This is a genomic window from Cohnella zeiphila (assembly GCF_014212055.1).
GTDB classification, from domain to species: domain Bacteria; phylum Bacillota; class Bacilli; order Paenibacillales; family Paenibacillaceae; genus Cohnella; species Cohnella zeiphila.
The window spans coordinates 200503-224532 of sequence record NZ_JACJVO010000020.1 but is presented as its reverse complement, the minus strand read 5'-3'; the positions used below and the strand labels follow the sequence as shown (position 1 = coordinate 224532).

15 protein-coding genes and 1 pseudogene are annotated in these 24030 nt (G+C 62.3%); 2 read left to right on the top strand and 14 right to left on the bottom strand.

Annotated elements, in window-relative coordinates; genetic code table 11:
- Nucleotides 1–3142: pseudogene (locus H7C18_RS16720) on the bottom strand (hypothetical protein); the annotation flags it as partial.
- A gap of 204 nt (nt 3143–3346) precedes the next feature.
- Here H7C18_RS16720 and H7C18_RS16715 point away from each other — a divergent pair.
- A complete protein-coding gene (locus tag H7C18_RS16715) occupies nt 3347–4699 on the top strand; it encodes an Nramp family divalent metal transporter (RefSeq protein ID WP_185130224.1) in 1353 nt (450 codons plus the stop codon).
- 46 nt (nt 4700–4745) lie between these two features.
- Here the strand turns inward: H7C18_RS16715 and H7C18_RS16710 are convergent, their stop codons facing one another.
- A complete protein-coding gene (locus tag H7C18_RS16710) occupies nt 4746–5921 on the bottom strand; it encodes a glycosyltransferase family 4 protein (protein ID WP_185130223.1) in 1176 nt (391 codons plus the stop codon).
- Between the two features lie 198 nt (nt 5922–6119).
- On the opposite strand from H7C18_RS16710, the gene asd reads away from it, so the two are divergent.
- On the top strand, nt 6120–6923 hold the full coding sequence (gene asd / locus H7C18_RS16705) for an archaetidylserine decarboxylase (protein ID WP_185130222.1): 804 nt from the start codon (nt 6120–6122) through the stop codon (nt 6921–6923).
- A 146-nt stretch (nt 6924–7069) separates the two neighbouring features.
- Here asd and H7C18_RS16700 read toward each other — a convergent pair whose 3' ends face one another.
- The 12 genes from H7C18_RS16700 to H7C18_RS16645 form a co-directional block, all read right to left on the bottom strand.
- The gene (locus H7C18_RS16700; protein WP_185130221.1) at nt 7070–8467 is read right to left on the bottom strand and encodes an ADP-ribosylglycohydrolase family protein; all 1398 of its coding nucleotides are present in this window, start codon (nt 8465–8467) and stop codon (nt 7070–7072) included.
- 93 nt (nt 8468–8560) lie between these two features.
- Entirely contained in the window at nt 8561–9409 is an 849-nt protein-coding gene (locus H7C18_RS16695; RefSeq protein ID WP_185130220.1) for an AraC family transcriptional regulator, read from the bottom strand.
- 19 nt (nt 9410–9428) lie between these two features.
- Nucleotides 9429–10730, bottom strand: a complete 1302-nt coding sequence (locus H7C18_RS16690; protein ID WP_185130219.1) for an extracellular solute-binding protein — start codon at nt 10728–10730, stop codon at nt 9429–9431.
- Nucleotides 10727–12346, bottom strand: coding sequence for a response regulator (locus tag H7C18_RS16685; RefSeq protein ID WP_185130218.1), 1620 nt, complete (start codon nt 12344–12346; stop codon nt 10727–10729). Before H7C18_RS16685 ends, H7C18_RS16690 begins: the two co-directional genes overlap by 4 nt.
- A gap of 6 nt (nt 12347–12352) precedes the next feature.
- Nucleotides 12353–14161 carry a cache domain-containing sensor histidine kinase gene (locus H7C18_RS16680; RefSeq protein WP_185130217.1) on the bottom strand — a complete coding sequence of 603 codons (1809 nt, stop codon included), beginning with the start codon at nt 14159–14161 and terminating at the stop codon, nt 12353–12355.
- 643 nt (nt 14162–14804) lie between these two features.
- Nucleotides 14805–16736: a glycoside hydrolase family 66 protein gene (locus tag H7C18_RS16675; protein ID WP_185130216.1), complete on the bottom strand. Its 1932-nt coding sequence runs from the start codon at nt 16734–16736 to the stop codon at nt 14805–14807.
- Nucleotides 16737–16748: 12 nt separating this feature from the next.
- Nucleotides 16749–17576 carry a carbohydrate ABC transporter permease gene (locus H7C18_RS16670; RefSeq protein WP_185130215.1) on the bottom strand — a complete coding sequence of 276 codons (828 nt, stop codon included), beginning with the start codon at nt 17574–17576 and terminating at the stop codon, nt 16749–16751.
- A gap of 13 nt (nt 17577–17589) precedes the next feature.
- Nucleotides 17590–18486 (bottom strand): carbohydrate ABC transporter permease, encoded by an 897-nt coding sequence (locus tag H7C18_RS16665; RefSeq protein ID WP_185130214.1) that lies wholly within the window; start codon nt 18484–18486, stop codon nt 17590–17592.
- A 98-nt stretch (nt 18487–18584) separates the two neighbouring features.
- The gene (locus H7C18_RS16660; protein WP_337913613.1) at nt 18585–19973 is read right to left on the bottom strand and encodes an extracellular solute-binding protein; all 1389 of its coding nucleotides are present in this window, start codon (nt 19971–19973) and stop codon (nt 18585–18587) included.
- 268 nt (nt 19974–20241) lie between these two features.
- Nucleotides 20242–20748: an SRPBCC domain-containing protein gene (locus H7C18_RS16655; protein WP_185130213.1), complete on the bottom strand. Its 507-nt coding sequence runs from the start codon at nt 20746–20748 to the stop codon at nt 20242–20244.
- Nucleotides 20723–21079, bottom strand: coding sequence for an ArsR/SmtB family transcription factor (locus H7C18_RS16650; protein WP_185130212.1), 357 nt, complete (start codon nt 21077–21079; stop codon nt 20723–20725). The genes H7C18_RS16655 and H7C18_RS16650 overlap by 26 nt, the downstream gene beginning before the upstream one ends.
- A gap of 183 nt (nt 21080–21262) precedes the next feature.
- A complete protein-coding gene (locus H7C18_RS16645) occupies nt 21263–24019 on the bottom strand; it encodes a glycoside hydrolase family 15 protein (RefSeq protein WP_185130211.1) in 2757 nt (918 codons plus the stop codon).
- Between the last annotated feature and the right edge of the window lie 11 nt (nt 24020–24030).

The window sequence follows — 24030 nt, the reverse complement described above, 5'->3', positions numbered from 1 at the left end:
CTTCGAGAGCCAACGCTTCCGCTACCACCGCGCCCGGTGCCAGCTTGCCTGCCGTCACGCTGCCGTCCGCCAGCTTCGCTTCCGTCACCGCCGCATCCGCCAATTGCTCCTCGCCGACGGCTTCCGCGGCCAGCTTCTCGCTGACGACGGCACCGTCCCGCAGGTGAACCGACGCGATGGCGGCAGGCTCCAGCCGCTCCGATCCGATCCGCTGTTCCGCCCGCTTTACGAGCGTGAACATATCCGGAGCCAGATGCGAGACCGATACCGTCCCTTTCCGCAGATGAAAGCTCTGCACGGAGTCCGGGCTCAGATGCTTGCCTTCTACCGTCTCCAGCATCAGATGCTCGCTGCCGACGCTTCCGATCGCCAGATGCCGCGAATCCACGCTTCCCTCAGCCAGCTTCTCGGCCGTTACGGCACCGTCGGCAAGCGACGAGCCGTTTACGGATCGAGGGGCCAGATGAGACGCTTCGACCGCCCCCGCCTGCAATTGCACCGGACCGACGCTGTCTTCGCACAACTGCGCTTCCGCCACGGAGCTGGCCGCCAGATGCTTGTGCCCCACGCTGCCTTCCTGAAGCTGCCCGCTGCCCACGCTGTTCTCCATCAGCTTGGAGCTGCCGATGCTGGCGTCGGCGATATGCAATTCCCGGACGCTGTTCTCCGCGAGATGGAACCCGAGCACCGACTGCGCCGCCAGTTGTCGGCTGCCGACCGATTCTACCGCCAGATGACGCCGGCTCACGGCGCCGTCCTGGAGCGCATCCGGACCGATCGCCCCCGGCGCGACCGCCGCCTCGACGACGCTGCCGTTGGACAAGTGATCCTCCATCACCGCACCCGCCTGGATATGGCGCGCCCCGACCGCTTCGTCCGCAAGCGCGAGCTCCGTGACCGAGCCGAACGCGATCGCCTGCCGTCCCACAACGCCTGCCCCCAGCTTCGACGCGGTAACGCTTTGGTCCGCCAGCTTCGCCGTCGTCACGGAGAGGTCGGCCAGTTTATCGGTGGACACGCTCTCCGGCGACAGCTTCAGCGAGGTGACCAGATGATCGGTCAAATGGTGGGAGTAAATCGATCGAACCGCCAACTGACGCTCGCCTACCGATCCGGGAGTGATGTGCTCCGCCATTACTGCCCCCGGCCGTATCGCTTCGGCGTGAATCGCCCCTGGCGCGAGATGGCTCCCGTCGATCGCTCCCGCCTTCAGATGCCTGCCTTCGACCGCTTGGGCGGCGATCGCGTCGCTTTGAACCGATGCCTCGCGAAAATGGTCCGCACCGACGCTTTCGGCGGCCAGCTTCTCTCCGGTTACGCTGGCTGCCGCCAGATGCGCCGTCTGGATCGCTCCTTCCGACACATGACGGGCTTCCACCGCCGATTGCGCAAGCTGCTCGCTCCGCACCGCTCCCGACGTCAACTGTTCCGTGCTCACGCTTTTACGGGCCAGCTGCCGAATCGTCACCGCTTCGGCCGCGAGCTGCGACGTGCCGACGATCCCATCCTGCAGATGCTCGGAAGTGACCGAACGGCCGGCCAGCTCGCGGGTTCCGACCGCTCCTTCGGCCAGATGCCGGCGTCCGACCGCATGATCGGCCAGTTTGTCGGAAACTACGCTTCCCTTGGCCAGCTGCTTCGTATTTACCGCTTCATCGGCCAGCTTCGCCGAGACGATGCTCTGGTCGGCGATCTTGGACGACGTCACGGTCTGCTCGACCAGATGCACCGTCGCGACGGACGATTCCGCGAGTTTGGCGGCGGTAACCGCGCCGTCCTTCAGGTGGCGGACGTCAACGGCTCTTTCGCCGATGTGGACGCCGAGAACGACGGCCGGGCGAAGGTGCTCCGCCGCTACCGTTGCTTGGGCCAGCTTGTTTCCCGTTACCGAACGTTCGGCCAGCGCGTCCGTGCCTACGGAGCCTGCGACGAGATGTTCGGACGAGACGGAGGACGGAGCCAGATGTTTTCCCTGCACCACCCCCAGCGCCACGTGATCCGCCAGAATCAAGCCTTTTTTGAGATGGATGGAGTCGATCGCTTCCATGGCCACCTTCTCCGACGTGACCGCTTCCTTCTTCAGCTTGGAAGGGGTGACGGCGTCGTCGGCCAGCTTGGACGTATCGATGCATTCGTTGGACAAATTCTCGCTTCGAATGGCGCCGCTGCGAATCTTCTCCGACGTGACGGCCTGATCCTGCAGCAGCTCCGAGGTGATGATCGCCGCACTCAGATGTTTGGGCTGGATCGAGCCTTCGGCGATCTTGTCGGCGCTGATCGTGCGGTCCGCCAGCTTCGCGGACGAGACGCTTCCGTCCTTCAGCTTTTCCCCGGTGACCGACCGGTCCCGGATTTTCTGCCCGGAGATCGAATTTTTGGTCAGATGCTCGCCGGTGATCGATTCGGGGGCATACTTGGAGGAGGTAATCGATCCGTCCGCCAGTTTGATGGCCGTCACGGCGAAATCGGCGATCGATTCGGTCGCGACGGATTCGGGTGCGAGCTTTTCCGTTTCGACGGAATAAGGCGCCAGCTTGGCCGCGGTAACCGATTCGTCCGCCAAATCATCTGTATAGACGATCGGCGTCGGCCGCGCGGGACGCTTCCGTTCGTCGAGTCTCCGGCTGCGCTCTTCCCGTTCCAATAATTCGTAGGGAGCTTCCGGCACCGCCGAAACGTTTGCAATCGGAGCCTGCGGAGCGTTCGCCGCCGGAGCTTGCTCCTTCATCAGCGCAGCCAACGAATCGGCAGAATCCGCCGCCTGCTTGGCAGCCGCCTCGACGACCGCCACGATCTCCTGCTCCTCTTCCATTACGGCGGACATTTGCTCCTGTTCGTTCTTCTGTTGCAGCTCGGTCGCGTTGGCGATCGCTTTGGAGACCGCCTCCGTATGGCTCCGCTCTTTCTTGTCGGTCCCTGCGGTCTTCGCTCCGGGAACCGGCGCGGCGGCGTTTTTGGCGTTCCCTCCGGCCTGCCTGGACGGGGCAGGCGGCGCCGCAGCCGAGGAGCCGTGCACATTGACCTGTTTTTCATCCGTAATCTGCATCTCGTCCAGCCATTGAAGCTCCATCTTGTTCGGATTGTCGACGTAGAATAACGGCCGGCGAGGCCCCGGTTTCTTATTGCCTTTGCCCTTTCTCATGTCCCTCTCCTTCCCTGCATGCAAGCTAACATATCATATGCATTCACCCATGGGCGCGTCACGCAAAAAAACAGGTTTACATTTCGGGGCGCCGAGCGTATATTATAACCATCAAGAAGTTTTGCACTAGGGAAACATTATGTCTCATACGCCAAAAAGGTTGCCCTGAACAACTTTAGGGACGACTTCTGAGAGGTGATCAACATGCAAGACGATCTGGCAGTCGCGCCGGGGAAATCGCAGCGCGGCTGGCGCCGTCAAGCGAGCCAGCCCTCGCTGCCCGAAGCGCACCGTTCGCTGAGAATTCCGAAGAACGGTTCATGGTTCCGTAAATTTCTCGCTTTCGTCGGACCCGGCTACATGGTAGCGGTCGGTTATATGGACCCGGGCAACTGGGCGACCGACATCGCCGGCGGTTCCCAATTCGGATACACGCTGCTCGCCGTCATTCTCTTTTCCAATCTGATGGCCATGGTTCTTCAGGCTCTGGCCGGGAAGCTCGGCATCGTCACCGGCCGGGACCTCGCCCAGGCGTGCCGGGATCATTACAGCAAGCCCGTCAATTACGGACTGTGGTTCCTTTGCGAGCTGGCCATCGCGGCCTGCGACCTGGCCGAAGTGATCGGCGCCGCCATCGCGCTGAACCTGTTGTTCGGTTTGCCGCTGCTCTACGGCGTCATTCTGACCTCGGCCGACGTGCTGCTCATCTTGTTCCTGCAGCACAAAGGCTTCCGCTATCTCGAAGCGTTCGTCATCGCTCTGATCGCGATCATCGGCATCTGCTTCGGAGCGGAGCTCATTCTGTCGCATCCCGCGTTCGGCGATGTGGTCCGGGGCTTCGTGCCGAAATCCGAGATCGTGTCGAACCCGGCGATGCTGTACATCGCGATCGGCATCATGGGCGCCACGGTCATGCCGCATAACCTGTACCTGCACTCTTCCATCGTGCAGACCCGGCAGTACGAGCAGACGACGCTGGGCAAACGCCAGGCGATCCGCTTCGCGACCTTGGATTCGACGATCGCGCTGTTCTTCGCTTTGTTCATCAACGCGGCGATTCTGATCATCTCCGCGGCGGCCTTCCACACAAGCGGGCACTCGGAAGTCGCCGATATCGGCGAAGCGTACCACCTGCTCGCCCCGCTCCTCGGAACGACGATGGCCTCCATCTTCTTCGGAGTCGCGCTGCTGGCATCGGGCCAGAATTCCACTCTGACCGGCACGCTCGCGGGGCAGATCGTCATGGAAGGCTTCCTGGGGCTTCGGATGGCCCCTTGGCTTCGCCGCCTCATCACGCGCATGATCGCCGTCATCCCGGCGGTCATCGTAACGGCGCTGTACGGGGAGAAAGGAACGAACGATCTGCTTATCCTCAGCCAGGTCATTCTGTCGATGCAGCTGTCGTTCGCGGTCGTGCCGCTCGTTAAATTCACGTCCAGCAAGAAGAAGATGGGGGAATTCGCCAACCGTCCGTGGCTGAAAATGACCGCCTGGGCGATTACCGGACTCATCGTCGTTCTGAACGCTTATCTGCTGTATGCCACCCTTTTCGGTTAAACGTCGAGAAGCCTCTTCCCCGCCCGGGGAGAGGCTTCTCTTCTTCTTAAATAAGGAATTCAGAACGATCGGGTCCCGTCCCGGCCCGCTCCCGGCCGGTTGCCAGCCGCAGCTGCTCTAGCCATTGGTCCGCCGTGTGCTCCCAGGTAAAATGCCGCTGCACCCGCTCCATGCCGTTGCGGCCCATCTGCTGCCGCAGCGCTTCGTCGCGCAGCAGCCGCGTGATCCGGGACCCGAGCTCGGACCGGGCGTTCGCCGGGTCGAACAGCAATCCCGTCACGCCGTCCTCGACGACTTCGGATACGCCACCGACGCGGCTGGCGACGACCGGCAGCCCCGATGCCATCGCCTCGACGTTGACGAGGCCGAACGCTTCCCGCCGCACCGAAGGAACCACCGCGATGTCCGCGGCCGCGAACCACCGGGGAATTTCAAGGTGGCTGACATACGGCTGAAAATGAACGTGTCTCTTCCATGGCTTGGCCATCCGGTGCAGCTTGCGGACATACGACGTCGTCACGGGCGAGCCATAGAACGGGCTGCCCACAATGGCGACAAGTACGTCGGGCGCTTCGCGAACGAGTTCCGGCAGCGCTTCGAGCAGCAAGTGCACTCCTTTGAGCGGAATGAGCCTGCCGACGAACAGAACGACACGGCGCCCGCTCCATCCCCGCTCCGCTTTCTCCAGCTCCTTCAGCCCCCCGGCGAACCGGTTCGCTTCGACGCCGAGATGGACGACGCCCGTCTTCTCCGCCGCTTGGGGAACGCGCCGAGCGATGTATTTTTTCAGAAAATGACTGTTGACCAAAATCCGGTCCGCCGATTCCAGACATCCCGGAAGCGAACGCGGGGTCATATAGGGACGTTCGAGGAAGGTGTTCGATTGAAGGCTTAGCCACACTTGCGCCTGCGGAAAACGCCGTTTCAACACGGGAACCATCAACGGCCGGTTCTCGATCTGGATCACGTCCGGGCGATAGACGCGAAGCCGGTTCGTTACCGCTCGCCAGTACCGGGCTTTGCTTTTGGCCGGAAACCGTTCGCACGGAACGCCCCGATGCAGCCCTCGCGTCCGCAGCCTGCGGCCGATCCGTCCGAAAATTCGGGCGTCGACGGACGGAACGAGCAGCGGCACGACTTTCTCCACGACCCGTTCAACGGAGCCTCCGCGGGGCGAAGGAACCGGATAGTCGCCGGGCGTTACGAATGCCACCTTTACCATGGTGCGCTCCCTCCTGCTCAAGCGAACTGATCGAGATAGCATACACGTGCGGCGTGCAAACGAACACGGCGGTTGTCCATCTTGGGGATTTGAACTTTGCGGAGGGATGTGGCACACTAAATGAAATCGTAGCGCCGAGCGCCTGAAGACGGCGCGCCGGTCTTGAACATGGGAGATAAAGGAGTTGCCGGGAACCAGATGAACCGTTGGCTGCTGCGCGCCATGACCGAGTTGACCTCGCGCAAATTCGTGTCCCGCCTGACGGGACGGTTGGCCAAATCGCCGCTGAGCCGGCGCATGATTCCCCGCTTCGCGGCGATATACCGGATCGCGGCTCACGAGGCGGAGAAGCCGATCGAACAGTACGGGTCGCTGAACGAATTTTTTACCCGGCGGCTGAAGCCGGGCTCTCGCCCCGTCGATCCCGCGCCCGACGCCCTCGTCAGTCCCGTCGACGCCTTGATTACCGCCTGCGGCGTCGTTCGCGACGGAACGCTGCTGCAGGTCAAAGGGCAGGACTATACGCTGGACGAGCTGCTGAACGATTCGCCCCGGATGTCCCAATACCGGGACGGCTGTTATTGGGTTCTCTATTTGAGTCCCACCGACTATCACCGGATTCACGCGCCTTGCTCGGGCGCCGTGGTTGAGAGCGAAGCGATTCCGGGCCGGGTCTACCCGGTCAACGAGTTCGGCCTCACGTCGATGCGAAAAGTGCTGTCCCGGAATGAGCGGCTCGTGACGTACATCCGGCACGACGGCGGCGAAGTCGCCGTCGTCAAAGTCGGCGCGCTCAACGTCAGCAGCATCCGGTACGTGGAGCCTCGGCCGAAGCGGCTGGAGCGAGGCGACGAGCTCGCTTATTTCGAATTCGGCTCGACGGTCGTGCTGCTGGCCGAAGACGGCACCTGCGAGCCCCGCTCCGACCTGAAGCCCGGCGCCAAAGTGCGCATGGGCGAGCGGCTCGGCACGCTGGCCGGAGAGGAGGATGACGGGAGATAACCGATTTTTTCGGCTATCTCCCGTCATGGGGACCGCCATGTGCACCCGTTAGCCGATTTTTTCGGCTATCTCCGGTCGCTCAACCTCCATTTGGCCATGAATAACCGAATTTATCGGTTATTCATGGCCAAAGGCCGTCCGTTCGCTTAGTCCGCCAAGCTGGCCGCTTCTTCCCGGAGCCGCCGGAAAACCCGGTAGCTGCGCCGGGCGCATTCGGAGATCGCGATCGGGTGGAAGCCGTGCAGGTCGGCATGCAGTGTGTCGTTCAGCGGCTCGATCCACTGCGCGGGAAGCACGCGTGCGCCCAGGCTCGCTCCGAGGATAGAGCCGACGGTCGCGCCGTTGCAGTCGGTGTCCCATCCGCCGAGAACGGCGGTCGTGATTCCCTTATCGAAATCTCCGTTCGCGTGGATGAGCGAAGCCGCGACAAGCGCCGCGTTGTTGTTCGTATGCACGGGATCGTAGTGCTTGAACGCTTCCCAGATCCGCTCGACCAGCTCCAGCGGCTCTTCGGCGGATCGCGCAATCTCGATTGCGCGCTGGACGTCCGCGGCCAGCCGGGACGTCGCGGGGATCTCGCTTAAGCCGGCGGCGACGATCTTCTCGGGGTCGGACTCGACGAACGCGGCGGCGATCATCGCGGCGACGAACATTTCCCCGTAGATGCCGTTCTTCACGTGGGAAAAGGAAGCGTCGCGCCAGGCCAGCTCCGCCGCCAGTTCGGGATGGCCCGCCGCGCCGTATGCGAAGCCGTCGGCCCGAATCTGCGCGCCGATCCATTCCCGGTACGGATTCAGATGCGTGCGCACCCACGCCAGGCGAGCCTCCCAGTCCGCCGGTTTCTCTCCGCCCGCATGGAAGGTCGTCTGCGCGAAGTTGAGGTAGGCCTGCGTCTCCGCGGTGCAAACCTGCTGGTAGGCGAGCCGGCTGTGCCACAGCTTGCCGATGTCCCAGGAGTCCCAGTTCAATCCTCGCTCCTCCAGCATGAGCAGGCCGAGCACCGTGTAGCGGACATCGTCGTCGCTCTCCATGAAGCGGATGCTTTCGCGCGTGCTGGCGCTTCCCCACCGCGCCAGCGAGAGGCCCAGCGATTCTGCGCGGGAACGCTCCGGTACGTATCCGCGAATCGGGTAAGCGTCGGCTCCTTCGAACCATAGCTGGACGTTGCGCCAGCCCGGGCGCCCGTCGCTTCCGCTCATCATCGCCCAGTTCTCCAACGGCTTGCCAAGCGCGCAGCCGCTCAAACGGCCGAGCCAAGCGCCGAGGAACCGGTCGTTCCACGTCATCTCGTCATGATCGGCCTCATATCGGCGCGGTCCGTCCGGCCGCAGCCGGCGAATGCCCGTCAGATCGGACGGCTCTTCGAACGGAAAGTCGGTCGATACCTCAAGCCGCGCCAGCTCCCGGTACAGCTCCGTCAGCTTCGCTTCGTCCTCGCCGCATGCTCTCCATTTCTCCTCCATCCCGTCCACGCTGCAGCCTTCTTCCCGTCTCTGCACGATTTCCAGACGAACCAGCTGCCGCAATCGGTCCCAACCTGCCATCGCAAGCACGCTCCCTTATCGGTTTTGTCTTAACCATACCCGCGGGGACGCCGTTGCGCTTCTTCTTTCCGGCCATACCCTTCTCAAAAACGGCTATTCTCGCCCCGAATGGCGGCGACGATATTCAAGCGGATGAACGCCGACCAGTTGACGGAACGAACGGTAGAACGGGGCGGCGCTCTGAAATCCGCAGGCCAGGCTGATCTCGGTTACGGTTCCGTCCCCCGTCGCAAGCAGCCGCTTCGCTTCCTGGATGCGGACGAACGTCAAGTACTCTTTGAACCTCTTGCCCGTCCCCTCTATGAAAAGATGCCGGAATCGCGACGCGCTGAGCCCCGCCCGCTCCGCCGCGTCCGCCAGTTCGAGCGGCTCGCGGAACGAGGCGGCCACGTGATCGAGCGCGGGACGCAGCCGCTCCAGCGCCTTCATCCGGCCGCTCCACTCCTCGCGGGAGTGGCGGGACTCTTCCGCGCGATGCAGGCGCGCGACCAGCTCCAGCATGCGGGCGCGCAGCACCGTTCCGTACAGCGGCCGCTTCGCCTCGTACTCGTTCAGCATCGCGGCGAACCAGTCGCCCAATGCCGGAAAATCGGGCGCCGCAGCCCGCAGCTGCCGCTCGTTCCAGACGCCCGGGCGAACGAACGCCCGCAGCAGCTTGCGCTCGTCCGCGGGCAAAAGCCGCTCGTCGAAGTAGGCAAAGTACCAGCGGCACGCGCGGTCCTCGTCGCCTTCTCCGATATGCGGCTCGTACGGCGGAAACAGCAAAACGGAGCCCGGCCCGACCGCCGTCTCCGCTTCCCCGATCCGGAACCGGCCGCTTCCTTCGGCGCAGTACCCGATCTCGTAGAAAGAATGCCAATGCTCCTCCGTCCGTTCCCGCTTCAGGCGGTATTCGAACAAATGCAGCGGAACCGAAGCTTCGAAGCTGAACATTTCCAACATGCGGTCTCTCTCCTCCCGCTCAAGGCCCGGCCAGAATGCCGTCGATTTCCGCCGCGCTTTCCTTCATCGCTTCCGCCGCCGGCTTCTCCCCGACGAGAATGCGCGTGACCGTCCGGGAGAACACCTCGTCGACCTGATCCCACTGCGGAACCGGAGGGCGCGGGTCGGCGCGGCTCAGCTGGTCGAGGTAGACGCGGAACTCCGGTCTCAGCTTGTCCCGGTCGAACCCTTTGATCGACGGGATGAGCCCCGTCCCCGCCATCAGCTCCTGAACCGGCTCCGACACGAGGAACTTCATGAACGTCCACGCTTCCTGCGGATGGCGCGAGCCTTTGAACAGCACCAGGTTCTCGCCGCCGAGCACCGAGGTTCCCTCCCGGACGTCCGACGGAAAGAGCGCCGTCTCCATGTCGGCCAGGCGCGGCGCGTTGGCGGTCGTCTCGTTCGAAGTAAAAAACCAATGCGCCTCGTCGATCATCATGATTTTCCCGTCGAACAAGCCGTCCCACCCGCCGGGTTCGCCCCCGACGACGGACGGGCTGATCAACCCTTCGTCGAACCAGCCCTTCAGCTTCTCCATCGCCTTGACGCTGGCGGGACTGTCCAGATAGCCGCTCGCGCGGTCCAGCGACGGACCGAGCAGTTCCCCCCCAAGCGTCCGAAAATACGGAAGCATTCCCCACGTGCTCGAGCAGCAGACGCTGATGCCGAACAAGCCTTCGTCTTTGGCCTTCAGCTTTCGCGAAGCGGCGATCAGCTCGTCGAACGTTTGCGGAGGGGCGGAGAGGCCCGCTTCCGCGAGCAGCTTCTTGTCGTAGATCGGCACCATCGTCGTCGCGTCGAGCGGGATGCCGTAGTAGCGGCCGTCATAAAGGTTCGTCTGCAGCAGCGAGCCGGTGAAACGGTGCTCGTAATCGCCGAAGTCCGGCATTGTCGACAGGTCGGTCAACGCTCCGCTGCTCGCGAACTGGGGCACCCAGATGATGTCCATCCGCATGACGTCCGGCTGCTTGTCGTCGGCGACCGCGGCGACGATGTTGTCGTTCAGCTGCGACGTATAGTTCTGGCGGACGGCGTGCACGACGATGTTCGGGTGCTCTTTCTCGAACATCGGCAGCACTTGCGTCTCGAATACTTTGGACTCTACGTCGCTGAACGTATGCCAGAACGTCAGGTCGACCGTCGATCCCGGAGCGGCGCCGGGAGACGCCCCGGCCGGGTCGTCCACGAGCGAGTAAGTGGAGCATCCGGCAAGCAGGATGCCTGCCAGCAGCAGCGACGCCGGCGCCAGCCAGCCCCGGCCGATCCGCCGTCTTCTCATTCCCCGCCGCCTCCCTGCTGCATCCGGCTGCGGTATTCCGCGGGCGTGCAGCCGGATTCCCGTTTGAACATTTTCAGAAAATGCTTGGCGCTGTTAAACCCGGCGTGCCCGCCGATGTCGTATACCTTCAGCGTCGTCGTCTCCAGCAAGTGCTTGGCATAGCGAATCCGCAAGCGGATGACGTAATCGATAAAATTCAGTCCGGTATGCCGCTTGAATTGCTCGCTGAAATAATTGCGGCTCATATGGACATGATCCGCCGCCTCGCGCAGCGACAGCTCCTGCCGGTAACGCTCCTGAATGTACGCAACGGCGTTCTGGATCGCCGCGGCGCCCGCCGAATCCTCGGCGGCGGAAGAGACCGGCAGCGGCTCCCCGGCCCCCGCGCCTTCGCGGAACCTCGCCAGCACGATGCTCTCCACTTCGCTCAGGGAGCCGGCCCGTTTCAGCCGCTCGTGATCGTCCATGAGCAGCTCGAGCTTCTCTTCGGCCTTCAGATAAGGCCGAACCGACTGCATTCGCAGCAGAACGTCTCCGGCCATCTTGCGCACTTCGCCCGGCGGGAACGGCCGCGACCGCCACAGCGAGATCAGCTCTCGCAGCGTCCGCTCGCAGGCGTCCTCGTCAGAAGCGGCGAGCTGGCGAGAGAGCGCATCCCGCAATTCGGCCGATCGCTCCCGGGCGCCGGACTCGGCGGCGCGCAGCGGAGAGGCATGGCCGACCGCCGCGGCGTCTCCGCCGTCCCGGCGGCGAATCTCGCCGTCGTAGCAGGCGCCCGTGCCGCCGAAGAAAGCCGCCTCGAAGGCGTTTCGCACCCACTCGGCCGCTTCGGGCAGCCGCTCCGGCCGATGGAACGGCGGGCTGATGCCGACCGTGAAGGAAAGTCCGTCTTTCATCCCGGCATGAGCTTGCCGGATCGAGAGCCCGGCGGCGCCGGTCCCTCCGTCCGCCTTGCGGTCGGACAGCAGCAGGGCGATTTCCCGCTCGCCGCATCGGCATGCCGTCCCTCCGGGCAGCAGCGCAGCCAGCCGCTGCGCCTGCTTTTCCGGATCGACGTCAACTTCCGCCCGCCAAATCGACAGCACGTACGGACCGGGAAGCTCGGCCGTCAGCGCCGACAGATCGGCCGGCTGCCCCGCCAGCGCGCGCTGAAGCTCGGTCTCCAGTCCGTGCCGTTTGCGTTCCTTCTCTTCTCGGTCCAGCAGCGCCGAGCGTTCCTCCAGCGATTTCTCTTCGTCCAGCTTGCCCCGGCATACCGCCAGCAGGCGGGTGACGTCTTCCGGCTCCATCGTCGGCTTGAGCAGGTAATCGACGACCGCTCCAAGCTGCACCGCTTGTCGGGCGTATTCGAAATCGTTGTAGCTGCTGATCAGGATCGCTTTCAAATGCGGCCGGCTCCTCTTGGCGAGCCGAATCAGCTCCAGGCCGTCCATCTTCGGCATTTTGATATCGGTGATCAGGATATCGATCTCCTTCTCCTCCACCATCCCGAGCGCCGCCTCTCCGTTGCCCGCCTCGCCGGCGCACTCGACCCCGGCTCCCGTCCAATCGACGGTGGAGGCCAGGCCGTAACGGATGATCGGTTCGTCGTCCACGATCAGCGCTTTGTATACCATTGCCGCTCATTCCTCCTTCGGCGCCAACGTCAGCGTCACGATGGTCCCCCGCCCCGCTTCGCTGCGAATGTCCACGCCGCTTCCCGGGCCGTAATACAACCGGATCGTCTCCTGCACGTGATGGAGGCCGATGCCGAGCATGCCCGTCCGGTTCTCCTCCGCCTCGCCGCGAAGCAAGGTGGCGAGCCGCTCCGGCTCGATCCCCGCGCCGTCGTCCGCCACCGCGATCCGAACGGCCGGCGGATGCACTTGGCGGCGGACGTCCAGCCGGATGATTCCTTGGCCGTCGCGGGGGGCCAGCCCGTGGAAAATCGCGTTTTCCGCCAGCGGCTGCAGCAGCATGCGCGGAATCTCGAAATCGAGCGTCTCCTCTTCGGCGGACGTTTCGAGCGACAGTCCTTCTCCGTACCGGAAACGCTGAATGACCATATATTTGTCCAGAAGCTCCAGCTCCTGGCGAATCGTCGTAAACACGCTTGCCTTGCCCATGCTCGATTCCATCAGCTCGACCAGCGCGGCGATTCCTTTGTAGGCGTTGTCGGTTTGGCCGAGCTTGATCATCCAACGGATCGAAGAGAGCGTGTTGTACAGAAAATGAGGGTTGATCTGGTGACGCAGCGCGCGGATCTCGGCTTCCCTTTTCCGCGTGCCGGCCTCCTCCACTTCGCGGATCAGCGTCTCGATCTGTCCCGCCATCTGGTTGAAGCGCAGGCTGAGCCGCCCGATCTCGTCGCGGGAACGGATGCGCGACCGCGCTTTGAAATTGTTGTTCTCGATCGCCTTCATCTGCCTCGTCAGCTCTTTGAGCGGATGCGTGATCCGGGTCGAGAACATCAGGCCGACAAGCAGCGCGACCAGCAGGAACATCGCGGTATACATGGTGACCCGGCGCTGCAGCGAGACGATGTCGCCGATGATCTCCTTTACCGGCACCTGGCCGACCAGCCGCCAGCCGTTCGCCATGCGAACCGAAACGACGTAATCTTCCTCCCCGTTCAGCTTGGTCTGGAATTCGGCGATCTCTTCGTTCTGCGAGGCCAGTCTCTCCGCCAATCCGGCGTCCGCCAGCGGGCGGCCCCATTGCTCGGAGTCGGAGGAGATAAGCACCTGGCCGGTCGGGTCGACGACGCGCCAGGTTCCGGACTTGCCCAGCTGGATCCGCTGCACGGCGTCGAGAATGAGCTGTCCGTCGAGGTTGACGAGGATGACGCCCTCCGTCTGTTTGGTCTTCAAGTTGCGAAAGGCGTCGACCAGCGTCAGCACGAGCTCCGTATCGTCTCCGCCGCCGCTGAACGGATCGTAGCCGAGCGGAAGCCACAGCTCGTTCGCCTTGTCGCTCACGACGTCGCTGTACCATTCATGGCCGGAGAGCGTATACCGCTTCACTTTGGACGCGTTGAACAGTCCGCTACCCCAGCTTTCCCCATTTTCCCGCAAAATGTAGATGCTGCGCACGAACGAGCTGGAGTAGATCGTGTTGTTGAGCGTCTGCCCGACCGAGTCCTTGATCTCGAACTGCTGATCGACCGTCAGATGGCCTTGCCGCTCCTGATTCAGCACTTCCTGCAGCCGCGTGTTGCGGAAGATCTGCTGGCCCATGTCGGTGCCGACCGTCAGCATAAGCGACAGATAGTCCGCCGTCTGCTTGGCCCCTTGCTTGGTGGAAGCCCTTACATGGCTGCCGATGATCGACACGGAGGAGCCGTAGTACGTCATGCTGATAAAAGTCGCCGACAGCAGAATCAGACTTAGCACCATGGCGATCAGCTTCGTGGACACTTTCTCGAAAAGCAGGCGCTTCAGCCATTTGATCATGCGAATTCCAGCTCCAGCCTTCTCGGTAATTTCCGTATGCTCATTATAGCATGCGCGGTTTGCGTTCGGGTGCGCTGTGCGTCGCGCTCGTGCGGACTGGCAGACAGGACGCGACGGCAGTCATCGCAGCGACAGACGCGCGTTCGTCAATCGCGACGCGGCCGCCGCGCACGCCTCCGAATGCGGCAGTCGGTACCGCCGTCCGGCCGCGCGATCTTCAAAAGCCTGCAAAAATGCAGGAATTCACACGCCGAGATTACGAGTTCGGCGAAAGCCTGCAAATGTGCAGGAATTCACACGCCGAGATTACGAGTTCGGCGAAAAGCCTGCAAATGTGCAGGAATTTTTCCCGGATTGGGCACCTGCGTAACGGGAATGCCGAAAAGCCTGCATTTTCGCAGGAATTTCCGCCTTCTCCCCCAAAAACCGAAGCAAAACCTGCACTTTTGCAGGTTTTGCTTCTGCTTTGCCGGCATAACTCCCGACTCTTCCGACCGGTCGGAAAGTCTCGTTCGACTTTGTCGGGAGCCAGCCGGCTTTAGCGGGAATCCGCCAGGTTTAGCGGGAATCTGCCAGGCTTTAGCGGAGCCCGCCAGGCATCGACCGCCGCCGGACTTGCCGGAACTCGGAGCGCCGAATCGCGCTAGTTCGTCTCGGCCGCCATCCCGCCGCGCAGCCGGATGACAACGACCGTCCAATAAGCGAGCTTCGGCAGCGTGAACCGGACGAACTTGCCGCCGTCTTCGCCCCGGCGCGTCCACTCATAAGCAAGCGGCAGCGGCCGGATCGACTCGCCGTCCGGGGATGCGGCGAAAACCGCTTCGATCCGGTCGACGACCTCGACGCTCAGCTCGATGTCGCGTACCGTTTCCGGAGCGCGCTCCTTCGGCGCGTGCCAGACGTCGTTGTCCAAGCCTGCCAGATTGACCAAATGGATGACGTAGGCATCCTTCTTTTCCTTGGCGAGCGTCCACACCGTTCCGGGCGACGCGTCGGTCGAGAACCGCACGCCCTCATCGGCTGCGCGGAACGCCAACTCGTTGTTGATTCCTCCGGTGAACGCGTCGGTCCAGTCGTCCAGCTCCGGATCGAACAGAATGTCGCGATACATGACGATGAAGTCGGAATAGCGGGCCAGCCGCTCGCGGAACGAGGGCGACGCTTGGCCATGCTTCGGATAATACGGGTCGGCCAACACGCCGCCTTTCTCCCCGAGCAGCAAATGGTAAGCGCCCGACGCGAAAATCGCGCTCATGGCGACCCGGGCCCCGATCTCCGCCTGGACGGGTTCGGCCGGCCGTTCCGGATGGAACGGCGGCAGGTACGCGGCGAGAATGATCGGTTTGCGCGTCAAAGCCCGCGTCCGCCGCACGAGCGCATATACGTCCCGCAGCCGCGTGACCGGGTCCCATACCTCGGTGTAGACCGCGTCTTGCCCGGCTTCCGCCGTTGCATGAACCGGATACGTGCCGACGTTGTTGAAGATCAGCCCGGCCTCGGGCAGCTTCTCGCGGGCGCGATCGATGAGCGCGGGGTATGCCTCCGCGAGGCGAACCGTGGCGGAGCCGCCGTCCGGCGTCCGGCGAATCGCCCGCTTGGGGAAGCCGTATTGATCGAGATGGAGGCCGTCGAACCCCCATTCGATCGCGTGGCGGAATTCGTCCGTCACATGCTCCGTCCAGACCGAGCCCGGCGAGATGTCCATAATGTAGAAAAAGTTGCCCAAACTGTAGGGCGTGCCGTCGTTGCGGTACAGCAATTGCTCCGGATGCGCTTCGGCATAGTCCGGCAGGCTGGCGTAAACCGCGGCGTAGGCGAACGAGGCGATGCCCCGGGCCCGCAGCGCCTCGATGCGCGCGCGAACGGCGCTCAGCGAGATCGTGCGGCCAAGCGGGTCGGTAAACGGATCGTCTTCGGTGAGCAGACAATCGTGGCGGTACATCCAGTCGTAAAACTGCACGACGTTCAGATGGTGCCGCAGCAGGAAGTCGGCCTGCTCGGAGCCGTCACCGCTTCCCGGCGCGAAGTCGCTTAAAAATCCATAGCGCGGAGCCTCGCTCCACCGTTCGGCGACATCGAACGCCGTCTCGGCTTCGGCCTCCCCATTCTCCAGCAAGCGCGCGAACACGCCGTACGCTCCGGACGCCGCGAACGCGGGCAGCGCGATCTCGCCGACATGCGTCGCTCCTGAGCCATCGGGATTTCGAATGCTTACGTTCTTCCCCCCTGAGCGAATGGGATTTCGAATGCCGGCGCTCTCCCCCCCTGAGCGAATGGGATTTCGAATACCTGCGCTCTCCCCCCCTGAGCTGACGGGATTCCGATCGTTCGCGTCTCCCGCTCCTGAGCGAACGGGATCCCCATCGCCAGAACGCCCGCCTGCACCCGCAACGGGCAGCAGCTCGCCTTCGCCCTGCGCAATCGTCCGGTCCAGCTCGCAAATTTGCCAGCCGAACCGGACGGCTTGCGCCGGTCCGCCTCCCTCCTCTCGCCATTCCGCGCGGATTCGCACCGCTTCGCCCGGACGATATTGCGCCTTGTCGGGACAGATCCATAGCTTCGGATGTTTTTTCAAAACAAAGTCCTCCTAGTTTTTCAAGCTGCCGTCCGAGAGGTTGGCCTGAACGAATTGCTTCTGGAAGATAAGGAATACGAGAATCGTCGGAACGAGCGCGATGATCGACGCCGCGAAAAACAGCCCATAATACGTCGCGTACTGGCCGCGGAACAGCTGCAGCGCGATCGGCAGCGTCCGGTGAGCCTCCGACTTCATCACCGTCAGGGCGACGACGAATTCGTCCCACGTTCCCTGGAACGAGAAAATCGCTAATGTGCCGATCGCGGGCAGCGACATCGGGATATAGATTTTGCGGAAGATCGTGAACCGCCCGCCCCCGTCGATAACGATCGATTCCTCCAGCTCCCGCGGAATGCGCTCGAAGAAGCCCCGCAGGAAAAACGTGCTGCCCACCAGCCCCGAGCCGACATAGATGAGCACGAGTCCCTGGTACGTGTCGACCAGATGGAGCGCCTTCAGAATCGTAAACTGCGGAATGATGTTGATGATCGCGGGCACGAACAGCGTGAAGATGAACACCCGGAACAGCAGCTCCTTGCCTGGAAAAGGGAACCGCGCGAACGCATACGCCATGCAAGCGGACAGCGTCAGCGAGAACGCCATCGTCAGCAAGGTGACCATCAGGCTGTTCAGGAAGTAAAGCTGGAAGTGGTTCTTGCCCCATGCCTGCGCGAAATTGGCGAACGTCTTCGTATCGGTCATCAGCTTATGGGGCGAAGGCAGGCTGAAGTTGTCGGTCGTCAGCGCGGTCAGCACCATGTAGACGAACGGCGCGACGACGAAGGCGACGCCTATGACGAGCAGCAGGTGGATCAGGATCGTGCGGATTTTCCTCATGGCGGTTCCCCTCTCAATACTCGATCCGGTCGCGTCCGATGGATCGCTGCTGCGTGTAGGTCAAGGCGAAGATAAGCACCCCGAGGCAGACGCTGATTGCCGAAGCGTAGCCGAAGTCGAAGTATTGGAACGCCTGCTTGTATAGGTACGTGTTGAGCAGCTGCGTCGTGTCCATCGGTCCCCCTTGGGTGATCGCGTACGCCTGGATAAAAGCCTGGATCGCCCCGTTGATCAGGTTGATCATCACGTACAGGGTGAGCGGCCGGACGAGCGGGAGCGTGATGTTCAGCAGCGCGGCGAACGGCTTCGCGCCGTCGATCTCGGCCGCTTCGTAAAGCGACTTCGGAACCGACTGGAGCGCGGCCAGATAGAGCACCATGACCCAGCCGACGCCTTTCCAGACGCTGACGATCCAGATGACGGCGTTGGCCGTCCACGTATTCTGCAGCCAATTCACCGGATCCCGCATCACATGCAGAAGGTCGACGAGCACGTAGTTGACGATTCCCTCGTCCCCGTCGGCGAACAGGAACCGGAACAAGTAGGAGACGACGATCCACGAGCTGATGACGGGCACGTAGTAGACGAGCCGCCAGAGCACCTTCAGGCGGACCGTCTTCGCCTGGATCAGCAGCGCGAGCACCAGGCCGATGACCCACTGCCCGGGCACCGTGACGAGCGCGAGCAGAATCGAGTTGCGGAACGCGGTGCCGATCAGCGGATCGCGGAACACGTGCCGGAAGTTGGAGAGGCCGGCGGCTTCGCTCGTCTCCGGTTTGATGACGTTATAGTGGAAAAAGCTGATATACATCCCTTTGACCATCGGGTACATGACGAAAACGATCGTCAGCGCGAAGCCGACGGCGAGGTAGGGAGACACCTGGGCGTATTGCTTGAGCGCTTTGCGCATGGCGGAGCCGTCCTTTCCGGGAAAGCTGGCGGCAGCCGGCCCTGCCGGAAGGCACGGACCGGCCGCCGCGGAGGTGGCGATCGATGGGGATGGTTCGGTTATTCGCTCAGGAAACCGTCAACCTGCTTCGCCGCTTGGTCGAGCGCGTCTTTGGCGCTCGCCTTGTTCTTGAACACCGACTCGAACGCCTTCTGGATCGCGTCGTTGATCTTGTTCGCGTTCGGGCTCGGCGTGCGGGCGTAGGCGGTCCCGAGCTGGTCGATGTACGGCTGCAGGTACCAGACGTCCTTCAGATCGGGAGACTGGGCCGCTTCCTTGTTGGTCGGAATTTGGCCGGTCTGCTTCGCGAGGAGCAGCTGCGTGTCCGTCGACGTCATGAACTGGATGAACTTCCAGGCGGCGTCCGGCTGCTTCGCGCCGTTGAAGACGACCATGTCCTCGCCGCCGATGACCGAATGGCTCTGGCCGTCCGGACCGGCCGGCAGAACGGCCGGCAGCATCTTGCCCTTCGTCTCGGCGTCGCCGATGAGCGAGAAGAACCACGGGCCGTCGGCGATCATCATGTAGGAAGCGGCTTTGCCCTTATCGCCGCGCAGCCCTTCCCACGTGCCAGGCTGGCCGCCGGTGATCGGAGGCGACAGCAGGCCTTCCTTGTACCAGCCGTCGATCGTCTCCAGCGCTTTCACGCTCGCGTCAGAGTTCAGGTAGCCGGTCGCTTTCGTGTAGGCATCGTCGGTATATTTTCCGCCCAGGGTCCAGAACCAGGCCGAGAAGTTCCACACGTCGGGTCCGCCGATCGTGATGCCGGTGTATTTGCCCTGCGCCTTCAGCTTGCGGGCGAGATCGGCCAACTCGTCCATCGTCTTCGGCGGCTCGGAGGCTCCCGCCTTGGCCAGCAGCTCCTGGTTATAGATCGCGACCTGCGTATTCGTATCCAGCGGCACGCCGTAGTACTTGCCTTGGTACAGGTTCGTGTCTACCGTGCCTTTGAACGAATTGTCGAGAATGTCCTGCGCGCCGGGGAACCCGGAAACTTCCTGCAGCGCCCCCTGCTTCGCCATATTCGACACCCAGGTGTTATCCATCCGCATAACGTCCGGCGGCGTGCCTCCGGCGACGGCCGTCAGCACCTGCTGATCGAGATTGTCCGTCGGCATCCGCGTCGCGTGAATTTTGATGCTCGGATTGGCCGCTTCGAACTTCGGAATGACCTGCTCGAGCAGCACTTTCTCTTCCCCTTCTCCGTATGCGTGCCAGAATTCCACCGTCACCTGCGGCTGATCGCTCGGCGCGGCCGAAGCCGACTCGCTCGGACTGGCGCTCGGACTCGAGCTCGGACTCGAGCTGGCGCTGGAACTGGGGCTTGCGCTTGGGCTGGCCCCGGACGACGCATCGTTGCCGTTGCCGTTCGAGCCGCAAGCCGATAGAACGGCCGCCGCCAGAGCGAGCAGAGCGACCCCCTTGGCCGGTTGCATTTTGAATTTCACTTTGAAAGTCCCCCTCGAAAAAAATCTTGGATGATTACGCTTTCAATTATGGGGGAGGGCGCGGGGCTTTCGACATTTCTCTGATTTCCGATTTGGTGCGTTATGTTCGGCATTTTGTCGAAGAAGGCGGGTGCCTAACCGCCGGAAGGTGCACGATGTTCCGTTCAATCGGAAAATAAGCGACAAGATCCCCGGAACTTAGATGCTTTAACGGCAAAAAGCCCGCCTCTCGGCGAGCTTTTCGTTGCCCTTATCGCGTGCGGCACCCTTACCGGTTCGCTTGCAGATGTTCGGCCAAACGGTCCCAAGTTTCCGTGAATCCTTGTTCCATCCCCATATCCAGCACTTGACGAACCGCTTCGGCGGAAGCGTATTCGGCGACGCTTACCACCTTCGTTTTCCCGTCGTTCTCTTCGAAGGTCAGCGTAACCTGAGTAGAAGGCATCTCTGCCGATTCCTTGCCTTCGGCATCCGAGAAGTAGTCGACGTAGACGATCTTTTCTCCCTCTTCAATCTCCCGGTAAACCGCTTTGCCCCAGGATTCCATTCCGTAAAAGTCACCTTGATTCCGATCCTCGCACTTCATGCAGTAGTGCCAGCTGCCGCCCGGCCGAAAATCGACGTTGCAAACGGTCAGGACCCAGCCGCGCGGCCCCCACCACTGTCTCAAATGTTCCTCTTCCGTAAACGCCTTGAACACGAGCTCGCGCGGCGCTTCAAAAACGCGCTCCGCAATAAAATGATTTCCTTCAGCTTTGACGATCATCTTCGACATCGTTGTTCCTCCTCGAATTTGGTTGTGCCTGCAGAATTTGCAGATATCGGTTTAATTGATCGAATCGTTCTTCCCATAGCCGGTACGAGTTCAGCCATTCGTCGAGCTCCCGGAACGGCTCCGGCCGCAGCCTGTAATTTCGGCGGTTGGCGTCGGCGTGAACGTCGACAAGTCCGGCTTCCAACAGGATTTTCAAATGCTTGGAAGCTTGAGGCTGGCGGAGATTCAAGCGATCCGCGATCTCCCCTACCGTCAAAGGACCTCCGCGCAGAAGTTCTACGATGAGCAAACGATTAGGTTCGGCCAACGCGCTAAATGTCTTTAATTCCATCCTTCTTCACTCCGGAAAAAAGCCGAGTTTCCGATATCGGACGCTGCAACCACCTCGCTTCAACAAGTGTTTCCTTTGTTGAATTCAATATACCATCAAAAGAATATTCCCGTCAAGGAATATTTTAAAAAAGCAAACGACCGGCCCTGTTCGAACCGGTCGTCGCAATCGTTGCCTTTTGATTTATTGAACGTTGCCGTAGAACCAGGCTTCGCCCGACGTCATGATGCGGTCGTGAAGCGCCTGGACGTCATCGTCGGTCCAAGCGGACGTGGTCGGATTTTGCCGCACCAGCACGACGTTCAGGTTCGAGAAATCGCCGGTGGCGACAGCGCCGGTGCTCGACAGTTCCGACAGCGGAATCACCATCTCGATGTCGCCGGTCGACGTGCTCCACTGCGGCGCGGTGACGCCGGTAATCGTATGGTCGAACGTCCACGAGCCGCCCGACACCCGGAAGGCCGAGAAGTCGTTGCTGTCGCTCCAGCGGCCGACCATGTATTGCGCCGCATGGTCGAGCGTGCCGCCGTACATGCCGGTGGACGACGACGACGCCGAGCCGTGCTTGTAGTCTTCCGCGTACACCATCACGGCGAAGCGCGGCGCGGTGTTGAAGGCGGACAAGCTGCCGCTTTTGTTCTTGATGCGAACGTACAGGTTGCTGGCGTCGTTGCTGATATAGACGCGCTGAATGTCGGTATCCCCGGACCCCGAAGCGCTGGCGTTGTTGTCCAGGTAGTACGGCACGTTGCTGTACTGCGACAGGTCGGCGGAGACGTTCGTCGTCACCGAGATCGTTTTGTACGCGCCGACGTTCGCCTGCGGCGAGATGACCCGCAGGTCGGCCTGACCGCCGTAAGCGAGCGCCGTCAGGACGAACCAGGCCGCGGTGACCGGCTCGAGCATCGTACTGGGCAGCGGCTTGAGCGTGATGCGGGACACCGCTTCTCCCGGCGCCATGTAGCCGACGCCCATGCGGGACACCATCCACTTCAGCTCCGCCAGCGCCGTCGTGAGGTCGCCTTTATAGATCGAATACAGGGCGTGGTACGACGTCATCTGCGGCCAGCTCGGCTCGTCGCTCTGCGCTTCGTTGCCGGCCGGGCTGTACGGCGACGTATAGTAGAAGTTGTCGCTGTCGTAGCGGGCGATGCCGTACGTGTCGTGCTGGAGGTGACTAAGCACGGCGGAGACGTGGCTGCTCGCCCTCGAAGAAGCCGCGTCAATGGTGCCGTACACGATCGCCGCCATCGACGAGGCGTCCACCAGCGTATTGGAGCCTCCGCTTGTCGTCACCGCGCGGTTGAAGTTCGTGCCGTTCCACATGCCCTTCGGACTCCAGGTATCGTCCCGGTTGATGCTGGTGCGGATCTTGCTCGCCACGCCGTTATAGTCGTCGGCAAGCGACGGCAGCGATTTGGCCCGCGCCATGTACTGCGCCGCATCCAGCCCCGTCGCGTACAGCGACTGCGTGAAGATGTTGTACTCGACCGTCTCCTCCCAGATGCTCGCGTCGGCCGGCCCGAATTGATAGGGGTCCGAGCCGATCGCGTTGTAGATGAAGTCGGCCGACTTTTTGTAACCCGTCCAGATATTGTTCAGGAACGTCGAGCTGCCGGTAATCTTGTAATGCAGATAGGCCCCGATGAGGAAAATGCCGATGGCGTCGTGCTCCGGCTCGACGAAGCTGACGTAGCTGGAGTCCCACAGGTTGAACGTCGTCTTGAAGCTGCCGTCGCTCTGCTGCCGGTCTCTCAGCCAGTACCAGTATTTCTCGGCTTCCGCCGTGAATCCGGCCTGGTCGAGAATCATCGCCGTCACCGCGCTGTCCCGCGCCCACACCTTGTAGCCGTAGGCGATCGGGTTGGTCGTGGCGGGCATCGCGCCGGACACCGGATTGATGGAGTTCTTGATCGCGATCAGCGACCGCTTGTACGCCGAGTTGATGCCGGCGTCGGCGAAGCTGACCGGCTTGCCGCCCGACAGCCAGGTCGCGTAGGCGCTCTGCGTCTGCGTGAACCAATAGGAAGCGGTCTGCCCGAGCGCGGTATCGACGGCGCTCTGGGCGTGGGCCAGCGTGTCGCGGACCGTCGCCACGAACGAGAGCGTCACCGAGCTGTTCGCGGGAATCGTGAACGACTTGTTGAACGCCACGCTGATGTCGGCCGCGGTAACGCTGGCGTTGTTCTTCAGCGTGCCGTTGTCGTCGAACGTATACCAGGGAGCGACGGTGCTGCTGCTCAGGCTCGAGTCGGCGTCGTTCGCCGCCTGGTAGCCGGTCATCGTCTGGAACGCGCCGAGCGCCACGTAATATTGGCCGGAATTGCTCATGTTGACGAACAAGGCGTTCCGGGCGCTGTCGTAGGAAGCGGAGTTCGTGCTGTTCGTGCCGCCGAGCGTCTTGTTGTTGACGTGAATCTGTTCGAGCAGATTGTAGTTGATCGCGGACGAACCGCTGTTGGTGAACGTGTAGGTCGCCACGGTGAAATTCTGGTTCGGCACCATGGCGTAATCCTTCGTCACCGTGAGCGGCATATTCGAGCCTCCGTAATCCAAATACTTCGTGCGCAGGATGCCGCCGTCGTCATAGTACGCTTCGGAATTGAAGCTGTGGATCTGATCGTACTTGACGGAATGGGTCTCGTCGCGGAAGAAGCCGGAATAGTCTTTGATCTGGTTCGTGTTGAAATCGTTCGAGATCCGCATCTCGCCGATGCGCGGGCCGTACGTTCCGGTGTCGTTCTGCGACAGCTTGCTGGCCATCCAGATGTTCATCGAATCGGTCCAGTTCGACATGTACAGGCTGGTCGCCGACTGCGTCGTCGGCGAAGTGGGCGTGTCCGCGGAAGCGGCGGGCGCCAGCATCGGCAGCGCCGTGCCGACGAGCGACAGCGCGAGCGCGGCGAGGCCGCCTCTTTTCCACAATCGGTTGTACCCCATGGATATCCCTC